Raw genomic sequence first — 11,880 nt, 5'->3', positions numbered from 1 at the left:
GTACTGGTTATTAACCCGGTTTTCTGTATCTGTTTTGTTTGCCAGCTAACTACTACAGTAGCGGTACTGAAAACCAACACTGAGTCCGGTTGCAACGCATGCGTTCATTCTTTTATTCGTTCTTTGTTCCCGCTCTGTTTGTCTGGCTCTGGAGTACCGGCTTTATCGGCGCCAAATACGGTCTGCCCTTTGCCGAGCCGTTCACGCTGCTGCTGATCCGTATGCTGCTGACGCTGGTGTTGCTGCTTGGTCTGGCGTGGCTGATGAAGACCCGTTGGCCGGGTTGGCGTGGGGCAGGCCACCTGGCCGTCACCGGTATCCTGGTTCACGGCTGCTACCTGGGTGGCGTGTATTACGCCATTGAGGGCGGGATGGCATCGGGAATTGTCTCGCTGATTGTCGGTCTCCAGCCGTTGGTCACCGCTGCGGCAGCGGTCGTTTTCCTGAAGGAAACCGTGAGCAGTCGCCAGTGGTTGGGTCTGGCGCTGGGGCTGGTCGGCGTGACCCTGGTGCTGGTGGAAAAATTCGGCGGCACCGGCTCGAGCGTGGGATTTTCGCCCTGGGCACTGCTCTGGGCGGTGTTCGCGCTGGCAGGCATCTCCATGGGGACGGTGTACCAGAAGCGCCATGGTACCGGGGCGGATCTGGTCGCTGGCACCCTGATCCAGTACGGCGCCGCCGCCACCTTCTTTGCCATCGGCGCGTTTGCGCTTGAGTCCCGGGACGTCGAGTGGAGCCTGCAGCTGCAGTTGTCCATGGCCTGGCTGGTACTTGGGGTGTCCATCGGTGCCATCCTGTTGCTGATGTGGCTGATTCGTCAGGGCGCGGCCTCCCAGGTGGCGAGCCTGTTTTACCTGGTGCCACCGGTTACGGCGCTGGAAGCCTACCTGCTGTTCGATGAACGTCTCGGTGGTCTGGCCATGATTGGCGGTCTGGTGGCCATTACCGGGGTGGCCCTCGTTGTTACCCAGAAGAAGCCGGCATGAATGAGTCTACCCGGGGCGTCTGTTACGGCCTGTCTGCCTACACCATCTGGGGCTGCTTCCCGCTGTTCTTTGCCTTGTTCGAGGGGGTGCCGGCATTCGAGATCCTCGTTCACCGGATCATCTGGTCCTGCGTCTTTCTGGCGCTGGTGATCAGTGGTATGCGTCGCTGGCCGGCCGTGCAGGCAGCATTGAGGAATCCGGCTCAGCTCTGGCGGGTGCTGGGCTGTGCCCTTCTGATTGCGGCCAATTGGGGTATCTACATCTATTCCGTGGAAACCCGGCATGTACTGCAGGCCAGTCTCGGCTATTTCCTGACGCCGCTGGTGAATGTTGCCCTGGGTATGCTGGTGCTGCGCGAGCGTATGGGGCCCTGGCAAATGGCCGCTGTGATGCTGGCGGGTATTGGTATCCTGATCCAGCTGGTCATGCTGGGCGAATTGCCCTGGATTACCCTGGCGCTGGCCATCAGCTTCGGCACCTATGGTTTGTTGCGCAAACAGGTGATGCTGGACGGGTTGTCGGGCCTGTTTGTCGAAACCCTGTTGTTGCTGCCGGTTGGATTGCTGACCTTTGGCTGGCTCCGCCATGCTGACCTGTCCCATTTCGGCGACAGCCTGCACACCGGCGCGCTGCTGATGGCGAGTGGCATCGTGACGGCCATTCCGCTGCTGCTGTTCGCTGGCGCGGCGCGCCGCCTTCGACTTGCCACCGTGGGCTTTCTGATGTACATCAACCCGACCTTGCAGTTCTTTATCGCGCTGCTGGTCTTCGGCGAACCCCTGAGCCAGGTGCAACTGGTCAGTTTTGTGGTGATCTGGGTCGCCCTTGCCCTGTACACCTGGTCGTCCTGGCACTACCGGCCGCGGGTTCCGGCAGGGCAGAGCTGAAGCGGCGAGTCGGATCAGGCCATGGAGGCCAGCAGATCGTTGATCGCTCGGGCAAAGGGCACCGGTGAATCTTCCTGAAGGAAGTGTCCGCCCTTGAGGGTGATGTGGGGCTGGTTTCGAGCGCCGGGAATCCGCTCCTGCATGTACCGGTCACCGCCCCGGGTGATCGGATCGCCGTTGCTGAACGTGGTCAGGAAGGGCTTTTCCCACTGTTTCAGCACTTCCCAGGCCGCCCGGTTGGCTTCGGTAGCCGGATCGTCCGGAGACATGGGCACCAGCCTGGGAAAGGCCCGGGCACCTGCCTTGAACTTTTTCCCGGGAAACGGAGCGTCGTAGGCGCGCATCTCCTCCGGACCCAGTTTGCGGAACGAGCCGGTTTTGATAATCCGGGCAATGGGGAACCACGGGCTGTGCAGGGCAAAATTCTTCCAGATCTTGAACGCCCGAGGTGCTTTCTGATCGCCAGTCGGCAGCATCCCGTTCCCCACCACGATGGCCCGGAATCGGTCAGGGTTTTCGGCGGCAAGTCTCAATCCCAGCAAGGACCCCCAGTCCTGGCACACCAGGGTGATGTCATTCAGATCCAGTTGGTCGATGAAGGACTGCATCCAGTCCATGTGCTGCTGGTAACTGTAGTCATCCATCGAGGTGGGCTTGTCGGATTTTCCGAAACCGATCAGGTCCGGGGCGATCACCCGATGGCCCGCCGCGGCGCAGACCGGAATCATGTGTCGGTAGAGGTACGACCAGGAGGGCTCGCCGTGTAGCATCAGAATTGGCTTGGCGTCTGCCGGTCCCTCGTCGACGTAGTGCATCCGAAGGCCGTCGATATCGGCGTAATGAGGCTCGAAGGGATAATCGAGCAGGCGTTCGAATCGCTTCTCGGGGGTTCTGACGAAATCCATGGCGGTTGCCTTATTATCGTGTCTGTTCGTCTCGTTGAGGCCGACCGGCTTCAGAGTTCTGTGGCGAAGAGTGTGCCCAGTCCCCGTTGGGGCGTCAATTTGCCACAGAGACGCAGCCCTTCCCAGAAGCTGACCTGGTTGGCGGTGAGTACCGGTTTACCCGCCACCGCTTCCAGCTCTTTCAGCCAACTTGCCGAGTGCAGGGCGGTGTCAGGGATCAGCAGGGCATCGGCGCGCGGGTGATTGTTTTCCCGGGCAAAGCGCAGGACGGCGTCCTTGCCCAGTGTTCCGGCTTCAGCCGCAGTGGCAATACCATGGCTCGCCAGTCCGACCACTTCAATATCGAAGTGCTCCAGAAACCCCTGGAACAGGCTTGCCACGTCTGCCGGATAGGTGGCGGCGATGGCTACCCGGTGGGCGTTGACCGCGGTAACCGCCCGGGCGAACGCCATGGCGGTGGTTGAGGCGGGTACCTGCAACGCTTTCTCCAGGGTGTCGATCTGTTCCCGGATTCCATCAAGGCCACGAACGAAGCTGGCACTGGTGGAGGTCCACAGGACCGCCTCAATGCCTGAGTCGCGAAGACGCGTGGCTCCCTCAATCAATCTCGTGGGGCTGCCCATCTCGGTCAGGGCCTCGACGGTATGAGCGTCTTCAACAAAACTCGTATGTACAACCTGAATATCTGCCACCGGGCGCACCATTCGGGCCAGGCGTGGATAGTCATCTTCGGCAGCATGGCCCGGATACAGGAATCCGATGTGTGCGGTATAGCCTTTGTTCTCCATACCGTAACCATAGTCGTGAGGCGCGTTCGGAGCCAATGGGTTATGGTTTGTCTGAATGCGGCGGCGCGATGCGCGATCAAACAGACAGGCACAGGAACGAGCTGCAATGACCCATTGGCTGGTGGCCAATCCCAACGCCGGATCGGGTGATCGGGGGCGCGAGTTCTGGCTCGACGTACTGGCGTCAGCCGGTGTCGCGGATCCGGAATGCTGTGACTTTGCCGACGATGACTGGATCGGCAGAGTGAGGGCCGGCGATGTGGTGATGGTAGCCGGCGGTGATGGCTCGGTGAATCGCGGCGCGCAGGTGTGCGTTGAAAAACACGCAACCCTGGCGGTTCTGCCCTCGGGCACTGCCAACGACTTTGCCCGTAATCTGGGGCTGCCTGAGGAACCTGCGGACCTGTGCGCCCTCATTGCCAGCGGTACCCGGCAGTGGGTGGATATTGCCGAGTTCGGTCATTCGCTGTTTCTCAATGTTGCCCATATTGGCCTGGGGACCTTGCCGGTTCGGGAGTCGGAAGGTGCGGAGAAAAAAATGTTCGGTCGCTTCAGTTACGGCATCGGGTTGTTGCGGCGAATCAACGCCAAGCGAGGGTTCAAGGCGGAAATCCGCTGTGACAAGGGCTTTGTCAAAGGTCGGTGGCTGTCCATAGCGGTCGCCAGCGGTGCTTTTTTCGGTGGCGGCAACGAGATTCCCGAAGCCTCCGCCAACGACGGTCAGTTGGATGTCATTGCGGTAAAGCCACGGCCGCTGTTCCAACTGTTGCTCACATTTCTCATGGTCCGGCTCAACCGGAGTTCACCCCAGCGGACCAGCACCATTGTCCATTTGAAAGGCACGCACTGTTCGGTGCAGACGGGAAAGCCCAAAACGGTGACGGCGGATGGCGACGTGGTCGGGGAAACGCCCCTCAAAGTGCTGTGCCGGCCACACGTGCTGTCCGTCATCGGGCCCACTGTGGTGAGCACGGGATCGTCGTCCTCCGCTGCCGGTGGCCAACGCTGACAGCATCTCGGTTTATCCGGGCTTTCCCTTCGTTTTCCGGCCAGATACGTTTTGTCACTGACTTTTCTGGTTGGACGCGCAATCATGGGCGCCGATGGCAGAAACGTCCAGGTCGACTGGCCGAAACCTCCAGTAGGTAGCTTTGGCAATTATGTCGTTCGGCTCGGTATCCTGCCGTGACAAGGTCCCTCTTCATCAACCCTCAGCTTTGATCAAGGACACGAAATGCCCAGTCAATCAGCAGCGGTAACAACAATGTTGAACGCCGCCAAAGCCAGTGTTCTAGCCCTTACCCTGTCAGCCGTTGCAACAGCGGCGGTCGCCGCCGAACGGCTGTACATATTCACCGAGAACTATCCGCCCTACAACGCATCGGTATCCGGTAAGGGGTTTGCCCATGAAGAGGATGACATCACCGGTATCTGCACCGATATGGTCAAGGCCATGCTGGCCCGGGTCGACTACGACTACGTGATGAAGATGCGGGCCTGGAGCTACGCCTATGACTGGGTCCAGGGGCGGGAAAATCACGGCCTTTTCTGCACGGCCCGAACCGAAGAGCGTGAAGACCTGTTCCAGTGGGTCGGGCCGTTGGCATCGATCAAGTGGACCCTGTTTGCCGCCCCGGATTCGGACATTACCCTGGACAGCCTGGAGGACGCCAGGGAGTTGCAGATTGCCGGTTACAAGGGCGATGTCATGTCGGAGTATCTGGTGGATCAGGGATTCAATGTGACCATGGGTATGTCGGGCGACGTGAACACCCGTCGACTGATGCTGGGTCAGGCGGATCTCTGGGTAACGGACGGTCTGGTCGGGCCGCTGGTGGCTGAGCAGGAACATGGCATTACCGGGCTCAAGCCAGTTCTGGTATTCCGTGAAACGCCCATGTATCTGGCTTTGAGCAAGAATACCGACCCGGCCATTGTCGCCGACCTGCAGCAGGCTCTGGATGAAGCCCGCGCTGCCGGGGAGCTTGACGCCATCGAGGCGCGCTACGAATAAGGCGCACTTTCCGACATTGGGCTTGTGGTGCCGGGCGCTCTGACGCGCCCCGGCGTTACGTAGCTGAAACGCCTGCGGTATTCCTCCATGGTGCAGCCGACGTTTCGTTTGAACAGGCGCCGGAACGAACTGGCGTCCTCGTAGCCGACGTCCCAGATAATCTGGGCGGTCTGGCGCCGGGTCGACTCAAGGCCGTGCTTGGCCGCTTCAATTCGCAGATGTTGCAGGTAGTGCAGGGGCGTTTCGCCGGTGGCTTCCTTGAACCGTCGCTTGAAGGTTCTCGGTCCCAGCCGGGCCCGTTCCGCCAGGTCGTCAATGGCGATGTTGTCCGCGTAATGCTGCTCCAGCCAATTCTGTATCTCGCCAATCACCTCGTCCTGATGGGCCCTGCTGCCATAGAAGTTCATGTAAGGCGTCTGTTCCGTCCGTCGGGCGTCCAGAACCAGCAGTTTGCTGCAGGCCACCGCGAGCGCGGGCGACCCCAGCTTTTCCACCAGGTACAGACACAGATCGATGAACGCAGTTGCGCCGCCGGCGCAGATGATCTGGCCGTTATCCACCAGCAGTTGTTCCGTCTCCAGCCGGAGATCCGGATAGCGCCGGCGAAAGGCCGGAGCCGCCCGCCAGTGGGTCGTGGCCACGTGTTCTGTCAGCAGTCCAGCCTCTGCCAGTACGAAGCTTCCGGTACAGACGCTGGCCACGACAGCGCCCTGATCCACCGCTGAACGCAGCCAGGGGTGAAGAGGGCGGGACTGATCCATTGCTGCATCAATGTGGCGGTCGCCGAGTACGGCCTCCATCGCCGAGCCGACAATGATTAAATCGGGGTGAACATCCTCCCAGCGCACCGTCGGCGCAATGGGAATCCCGCTATAGGACCGGACCGGTTCGCCGTCGATGGTCACGATCTGGCAATCGAACCGGGGTTCACTCCGGGGCGCGGCACGGTCGCAGAAGTTGGCGGCGGCAAAGAAATCCATTACGCCGACAATGCCACTGCCGTGGCAGAAGGGGAGGGCGACAATGACAATTTTCGTCATGATGTGATGTCCTTTTTCGCATCTACAGTGTCAAATATGACACTCCGGAACCGGTCTGGCAAGTCGTAACCTGAAACGGTCAATCAGGTTGGCCATTCGGCCAGCAGCGAAGGAGGGATTGTCATGAGTGCTCAATTCATTACCACCACTGGCGCCGCAAAACGGCTTTCTAAAGCACCGCTGGCTCGTCGGAATGTTCCTCCGGTGGCCGCCATTGGCACCGCTCTGCAATGGCTGCATCGGGTCGCCCCCAACACCGCCGGCAACATCGTCGAGAATCTGTTTTTCTCACCCCAGCGACTGCCTTTGCCGATCCGGTACGAATACCTGCTCGACGAGGCAACCAGCTACACCCAGCTTCAGTACGGTGCCACTGTCATCCCGGTATACAGCTGGGGGCATGGACCGGTGGTGATGATGGTGCACGGTTGGTCTGGCGGTGGCATACAGTTCGGGGCGTTTGTGAAGCCCCTGGTCAAGGCCGGATTTCGGGTGGTGGTGTTTGATGCGCCCGCCCATGGCCGGGCCCAGGGTAGCCAGACCAATCTCTACGAGATGGCGGATGTGGTAGCCAGGGTCGCCGCCAGCGTGGGGCAAGTCGAGGCCATCATCGCCCACTCCATTGGCTCACTGGCGGCCGCGCGGGCCGTGGTGGATGGGGTCCGGGCGCGGCACCTGATCATGCTGGCTCCGCCCCGGGATCTACAGTCCGTGGTCGCCGGGTTTGGGGCCATGCTCGGTCTTTCAGACGCCATGGTGTCCGAACAGCGCCGACGGATGGAGCAGCGGTTTGGCCCCGATGTCTGGCGCCAGTTCTCGTTCGATGATCTGGCACCGGGCCTCGCCCCCCGAGGGCTGGTAGTGGTTGATCGCGATGATCAGTCGGTTCCGGCCAGCCACAGTGACCGGGTTCATCTGAAATGGCCTGGCTCGGAAAAGCTGCAGACGGAGGGGTTGGGGCACTTCAAATTGCTGTGGCACCCGAGCGTGGTGGAGCGAATCTACACCAGGCTGGCCACCGCCGGCTAGAACCAGAGCCCGATCTCAGGATCGGGCTCTCTTCGTTCAACCACCAGGCCCCGTGCTTCCAGCAATTGTATGAGGGTATCGGTGTCCTCAATGTTCAGGAAGGTGCCGAGCGCCACACTGGTATCCCGGTGGATCAGCTCCAGCCGGGGTGGTGTGAAAGGATGTCGGGGCGCATTCAGACGCAGACGCGCATAGCGCCGGGGCAGGGTCCATTCCGCCAGTTTCCGGGTCCGGCCTTTCTCCAGATGGATATCAGTGTCATCGATAGTGAGTACCTCCCGTCGCTGGCAGGCCCGTGAGGTAACGTAAATGCCGGCCGCGAGGGCGGCCAGTTCCAGTCCGGCGAAGGGAATGATGACCCAGGCGCCGGCCACCGCCATAGCCCCGGCAATCACGGCAGAAATAGCCAGCAGGCCCAGCCAGATCCGGACATTGCCACGCCAGCTCAGGGAGTGATTGGGGGTCAGCAGAAGCTGGATTCCCTCTGGATGCTTGAGATGCTCCACCATAATCCGATGCCTTTGAGGTCAGGCGTTCTCGGTATACGACGTATTGAGGCACTCCGATGATGGGGCCGCCTGAATGATTGGTAATTCAAACAGGGTTCAAACCACGACATACTGAGCGCCCTTAATTGATGATAGTCAAAACTGTCTGGTGAAGAACCCGTGGCACGACAATCCCTGATCAGAAAATCCCTGAACGCACTGGTGTGGACGCTGGTGGGGGTCGTATTGCTGATGTTAGCCGCGATCATCCTGTTCCGGTTCGTGGATCCACCGACCTCAAGTTTCATGCTGGGCTATCGGTTGGCGGCACCGGGACAGACCTTGCATCAGGAGTGGGTCGATCTTGAGAAAATCTCGCCCTGGATGCCGCTGGCAGTGGTGGCCAGTGAGGACCAGCGTTTCCCCCATCATTGGGGCGTGGATTTCAGTGCCATCCGTAAGGCCCTGGCGGAATACAAGGCGGGTGAGGGCCTGCGAGGCGCCAGCACGATCACTCAGCAGACCGCCAAGAACCTGTTCCTGTGGAACGGCCGAAGTTTTGTCCGCAAGGCACTGGAGGCCGGGCTGGCATTGGGGCTTGATGTGTTCTGGCCGAAGAAACGCATTCTTGAGGTTTACCTTAATATCGCGGAGTTTGGTCCCGGCATATATGGTGTGGAAGCGGCCAGCCGACTCTATTTCGGCATTCCGGCCAGCCAGCTCTCCGGGGTTCAGGCGGCCAGACTGGCAGCGGTGCTGCCCAATCCGAAGGTCTTGAGTGCGGTGAATCCGTCGGCCTATGTCTGGGGCCGGGTCACCTGGATCCGGGGCCAGATGGACCAGTTGTCGGGCCTGAATTACTTACGTGGCCTGCTGCAGTAGCGCCGTTCGGGACGGCCGACACTGCCGTAACGGACTTCCGCCGCCTACTCCTGACCTTAGAAACGCCAGACGGCCTCGGCAATCTGATCTAACCTAGATAGGTCCCTTCCCTGAATCGTTTGAGGCCCTATGGTCGTCTCACCGTTAGCCAGAGCCTGCCTGTTTGCCGTCGCCCTGGTGAGCCGTGCCGGGTTTTCAGCCCGGGTGTGTGCGGATGAGCTGGAGCGCTTTGTTCAAACGCAGATCGCCGAGACCTTTGCGCTGGCGGCATTTCTGACCCATGGCGAGTCCCTCCGATTCGGCCTCTGGGATTTCGATCCCAATGAGATTGCCCAGTTGGATGATCCCGAGCTCGGCTCGGCTGGCAGATGGGATTGCCGGGAGGGCTCAGCTTTCCGGACAGCGTGTCTTTCGGCATCAACCTGAATTATGGCAGTGTACGTCGTGGCGGCACACTGGTGTTGCTGTTCAATGAAGATTGACCCGACAGCTAGCGACAGGAGACGGTACGTTGAAAGTTTTGGTGTTAGGTGCGACCGGACTGACCGGCGCCAAGGTCGTTGAGGGGCTGCTCGAGCGGTCAGAGATCGAATCAGTAATCACGCCGGTGCGGCGCAAGACGGACACGACTCACCCCAGGCTGGTTCAGCATGAGGTCAACTTTGACAACCTTGAGGCGCACGCAGGGTTGTTCGATGTCGATGCCATCGTTTGCTGCCTTGGCACCACCATCAAGAAGGCCGGATCCCGGGAACAGTTCCGGAAGGTGGATTATGGTTACTGTCTGAAAGCCGCGGAACTGGGCCGGGCAGCCGGGGCAAACGCCTTCATCCTGATGTCGGCCATTGCCGCCTCCTCCGACTCGACCATTTTTTACAACCGCGTGAAGGGCGAACTGGAGGATGCCGTTCGTGATCTTGGCTATCCCTACCTGTCAATCTACCATCCGAGCCTGTTGCTTGGAGACCGGCAGGAGCAGCGCACCGCCGAAGCGCTGGGGATCAGGTTGATGCCCCTGGTGAACCGGGCTCTCGTTGGTCCGCTGGAGAAATTCCGGGGTGTGCCGGCGGCCACCGTGGCCCGGGCCATGGTCAACGAAGTGTGCACGCTGACAACGAAACCGCTGGCCGAGCAGGTGGTTCGAACCCGGGAGTATCCGGACATCTTGGAGCAGGCCAACTAGACCGTATCTACTCTCCCGCCAGAATCCAGGCCGCGGCCTTTTCCGCAATCATCAGGGTGGGGGAGTTGGTGTTACCACTGGTAATGGTGGGCATGACCCCGGCATCCACCACCCTCAGCCCGCTCACACCCCTGACCTTCAGACGCGGATCGACCACCGCCAACTCGTCATCCGGGCGGCCCATGCGCGTGGTGCCTACCGGGTGAAAGATGGTGGTGCCGATGTCCCCCGCCAATTTGGCCAGCTCGTCATCGGTCTGGTATTGCAGGCCGGGCTTGAACTCCTCTGGCTGATATTGGGCAAAGGCCTGCTGCTCAGCGATACGACGGGTCACCCGGAGCGAATCCGCCGCCACCTTCCGGTCTTCCGGAGTGCTGAGGTAATTGGGCGCGATGGAGGGCGCCTCTTTCGGATCCCTGCTTCGGATACGCACGCTGCCGCGGCTGGTCGGGTTGAGATTACACACGCTGGCGGTGATCGCCGGGAAATTGTGCAGCGGCTGTCCGAAGGCGTCCAGGCTCAGTGGCTGAACGTGGTATTCGATGTTGGCGTAATCATAGTCCTCCGAGCTGCGGGTAAACAGGCACAGCTGGGAGGGCGCCATACTCATGGGCCCGGATCGGGTCAACAGGTATTCGAGGCCGATGCGGGCCTTGCCCATCAGCGAGTTGGCCATGGTGTTCAGGGTGGTTGCGCCCTGGACCTTGTAGACCGAACGAATCTGCAGGTGGTCCTGCAGGTTCTCGCCGACGCCGGGAAGGTCTGCGACCACCGGTATGTCGTGTGCTTTCAGGAGATCGGCCGGGCCAATACCCGAGAGCTGAAGCAACTGGGGCGAGCCGATGGCACCGGCGGACAGGATGACTTCCCGGTTTGCCCGGGCAGTGATCTCGCCTTCGCCGGGGCGCTCGACCCGAACGCCCGTGCACCGGGGCTCAGCGCCGCCACTCATCTCCAGACCCAGAACATGGGTGGAGTGCCACAGGGTTAGATTGGGGCGTTTCTCGGCGTCCCGCAGGAAGGCTTTGGAGGTATTCCAGCGCCAGCCGGAACGCTGGTTGACCTCAAAGTAGTCGACCCCCTCGTTGTCGCCCCGGTTGAAATCCCGGGTGCGGGGAATGCCGGCCTGCACGCAGGCCTCGGCAAAGTCCTCCAGAATCTTCCACTTCAGACGCTGGTGCTCAATGCGCCATTCCCCGCCATGGCCGTGGTATTTACGGTGTTCCGGATCGGCATCGCCGCCGTCGTCCAACCGGTAATGATCTTCATGGCGCATGAAATCCGGCAGGCAGTTGGCCCAGTTCCAGGCGTCCTCGCCGGTTATGTCGGCCCACTGGTCGTAATCCCGGGCCTGCCCGCGAATGTACAGCATCCCGTTGATGCTGGAGCAGCCCCCGAGGGTTTTGCCCCGGGGGTAGATCAGTGTGCGGCCATTCAGGCCCGGGGTCGGATCGGTCCGGAAACACCAGTCGGTGCGCGGATTATCGATGCAGTAGAGGTAACCGACGGGAATGTGAATCCAGTGGTAGTTGTCGCGGCCACCCGCTTCAATCAGCAGCACCCGGTTGTCGGGGTCGGCGCTCAGGCGGTTCGCCAGCAGGCAGCCGGCAGAGCCGGCGCCCACCACAATGTAGTCGAACTCAAGCTGTCCCTGTGCGTTCTTGTTGTCGGACATGGC

The 11,880-nt window shown here is 60.8% G+C and carries 14 protein-coding genes; 9 read left to right on the top strand and 5 right to left on the bottom strand.

Annotated elements, in window-relative coordinates:
- Positions 1-98 precede the first annotated feature (98 nt).
- Both KZO34_RS05215 and rarD read left to right on the top strand, forming a co-directional pair.
- Complete coding sequence (locus tag KZO34_RS05215) at positions 99-986, top strand: DMT family transporter (protein WP_219474051.1); 888 nt, start codon at positions 99-101, stop codon at positions 984-986.
- Positions 983-1,873, top strand: a complete 891-nt coding sequence (gene rarD / locus KZO34_RS05210) for an EamA family transporter RarD (RefSeq protein WP_219474049.1) — start codon at positions 983-985, stop codon at positions 1,871-1,873. Before KZO34_RS05215 ends, rarD begins: the two co-directional genes overlap by 4 nt.
- Before the next feature lie 14 nt (positions 1,874-1,887).
- On the opposite strand, the gene KZO34_RS05205 is transcribed toward rarD, so the two are convergent.
- Both KZO34_RS05205 and KZO34_RS05200 read right to left on the bottom strand, forming a co-directional pair.
- Complete coding sequence (locus KZO34_RS05205) at positions 1,888-2,778, bottom strand: haloalkane dehalogenase (protein WP_219474047.1); 891 nt, start codon at positions 2,776-2,778, stop codon at positions 1,888-1,890.
- Between the two features lie 50 nt (positions 2,779-2,828).
- Entirely contained in the window at positions 2,829-3,566 is a 738-nt protein-coding gene (locus KZO34_RS05200; RefSeq protein ID WP_219474046.1) for a maleate cis-trans isomerase family protein, read from the bottom strand.
- Positions 3,567-3,672: 106 nt separating this feature from the next.
- Between KZO34_RS05200 and KZO34_RS05195 the strand changes: the two genes are divergently transcribed.
- Both KZO34_RS05195 and KZO34_RS05190 read left to right on the top strand, forming a co-directional pair.
- On the top strand, positions 3,673-4,575 hold the full coding sequence (locus tag KZO34_RS05195; RefSeq protein WP_219474045.1) for a diacylglycerol/lipid kinase family protein: 903 nt from the start codon (positions 3,673-3,675) through the stop codon (positions 4,573-4,575).
- A 255-nt stretch (positions 4,576-4,830) separates the two neighbouring features.
- Positions 4,831-5,580, top strand: a complete 750-nt coding sequence (locus KZO34_RS05190; protein ID WP_374706526.1) for a substrate-binding periplasmic protein — start codon at positions 4,831-4,833, stop codon at positions 5,578-5,580.
- Here the strand turns inward: KZO34_RS05190 and KZO34_RS05185 are convergent.
- Positions 5,571-6,620: a GlxA family transcriptional regulator gene (locus tag KZO34_RS05185; RefSeq protein ID WP_219474039.1), complete on the bottom strand. Its 1,050-nt coding sequence runs from the start codon at positions 6,618-6,620 to the stop codon at positions 5,571-5,573. The genes KZO34_RS05190 and KZO34_RS05185 overlap by 10 nt on opposite strands.
- Positions 6,621-6,743: 123 nt before the next feature.
- On the opposite strand from KZO34_RS05185, the gene KZO34_RS05180 reads away from it, so the two are divergent.
- Positions 6,744-7,649 carry an alpha/beta fold hydrolase gene (locus KZO34_RS05180; protein WP_219474036.1) on the top strand — a complete coding sequence of 302 codons (906 nt, stop codon included), beginning with the start codon at positions 6,744-6,746 and terminating at the stop codon, positions 7,647-7,649.
- Here the strand turns inward: KZO34_RS05180 and KZO34_RS05175 are convergent.
- On the bottom strand, positions 7,646-8,158 hold the full coding sequence (locus tag KZO34_RS05175; RefSeq protein ID WP_219474034.1) for a DUF2244 domain-containing protein: 513 nt from the start codon (positions 8,156-8,158) through the stop codon (positions 7,646-7,648). The two genes, KZO34_RS05180 and KZO34_RS05175, sit on opposite strands and share 4 nt — an antisense overlap.
- A gap of 159 nt (positions 8,159-8,317) precedes the next feature.
- On the opposite strand from KZO34_RS05175, the gene mtgA reads away from it, so the two are divergent.
- The 4 genes from mtgA (at position 8,318) to KZO34_RS05155 (ending at position 10,202) form a co-directional block, all read left to right on the top strand.
- On the top strand, positions 8,318-9,019 hold the full coding sequence (gene mtgA / locus KZO34_RS05170; protein ID WP_219474033.1) for a monofunctional biosynthetic peptidoglycan transglycosylase: 702 nt from the start codon (positions 8,318-8,320) through the stop codon (positions 9,017-9,019).
- Positions 9,020-9,148: 129 nt separating this feature from the next.
- Positions 9,149-9,445, top strand: a complete 297-nt coding sequence (locus tag KZO34_RS05165; RefSeq protein WP_219474031.1) for a Solitary outer membrane autotransporter beta-barrel domain — start codon at positions 9,149-9,151, stop codon at positions 9,443-9,445.
- Positions 9,424-9,501: a hypothetical protein gene (locus tag KZO34_RS18840; RefSeq protein ID WP_374706525.1), complete on the top strand. Its 78-nt coding sequence runs from the start codon at positions 9,424-9,426 to the stop codon at positions 9,499-9,501. Before KZO34_RS05165 ends, KZO34_RS18840 begins: the two co-directional genes overlap by 22 nt.
- 29 nt (positions 9,502-9,530) lie before the next feature.
- The gene (locus KZO34_RS05155; RefSeq protein WP_219474027.1) at positions 9,531-10,202 is read left to right on the top strand and encodes an NAD-dependent epimerase/dehydratase family protein; all 672 of its coding nucleotides are present in this window, start codon (positions 9,531-9,533) and stop codon (positions 10,200-10,202) included.
- A gap of 7 nt (positions 10,203-10,209) precedes the next feature.
- On the opposite strand, the gene KZO34_RS05150 is transcribed toward KZO34_RS05155, so the two are convergent.
- A complete protein-coding gene (locus KZO34_RS05150; RefSeq protein WP_219474025.1) occupies positions 10,210-11,877 on the bottom strand; it encodes a GMC family oxidoreductase in 1,668 nt (555 codons plus the stop codon).
- Between the last annotated feature and the right edge of the window lie 3 nt (positions 11,878-11,880).

Origin of the sequence: Marinobacter sp. F4206 (genome assembly GCF_019392195.1) — a bacterium.
Classification (GTDB): domain Bacteria; phylum Pseudomonadota; class Gammaproteobacteria; order Pseudomonadales; family Oleiphilaceae; genus Marinobacter.
Note: the sequence above shows the minus strand (reverse complement) of the source record. Positions and strands in the feature narration are given on the sequence as shown.

Excerpts from the sequence above, each read along its gene's own strand:
- KZO34_RS05190 (WP_374706526.1), top strand. The coding sequence starts at position 4,831 with ATGTTGAACGCCGCCAAAGCCAGTGTTCTAGCCCTTACCCTGTCAGCC.
- KZO34_RS05185 (WP_219474039.1), bottom strand. The coding sequence starts at position 6,620 with ATGACGAAAATTGTCATTGTCGCCCTCCCCTTCTGCCACGGCAGTGGC.
- KZO34_RS05215 (WP_219474051.1), top strand. The coding sequence starts at position 99 with ATGCGTTCATTCTTTTATTCGTTCTTTGTTCCCGCTCTGTTTGTCTGG.
- KZO34_RS05205 (WP_219474047.1), bottom strand. The coding sequence starts at position 2,778 with ATGGATTTCGTCAGAACCCCCGAGAAGCGATTCGAACGCCTGCTCGAT.
- KZO34_RS05175 (WP_219474034.1), bottom strand. The coding sequence starts at position 8,158 with ATGGTGGAGCATCTCAAGCATCCAGAGGGAATCCAGCTTCTGCTGACC.
- KZO34_RS05195 (WP_219474045.1), top strand. The coding sequence starts at position 3,673 with ATGACCCATTGGCTGGTGGCCAATCCCAACGCCGGATCGGGTGATCGG.
- KZO34_RS05165 (WP_219474031.1), top strand. The coding sequence starts at position 9,149 with ATGGTCGTCTCACCGTTAGCCAGAGCCTGCCTGTTTGCCGTCGCCCTG.
- KZO34_RS05180 (WP_219474036.1), top strand. The coding sequence starts at position 6,744 with ATGAGTGCTCAATTCATTACCACCACTGGCGCCGCAAAACGGCTTTCT.
- KZO34_RS05150 (WP_219474025.1), bottom strand. The coding sequence starts at position 11,877 with ATGTCCGACAACAAGAACGCACAGGGACAGCTTGAGTTCGACTACATT.
- rarD (WP_219474049.1), top strand. The coding sequence starts at position 983 with ATGAATGAGTCTACCCGGGGCGTCTGTTACGGCCTGTCTGCCTACACC.
- KZO34_RS05200 (WP_219474046.1), bottom strand. The coding sequence starts at position 3,566 with ATGGAGAACAAAGGCTATACCGCACACATCGGATTCCTGTATCCGGGC.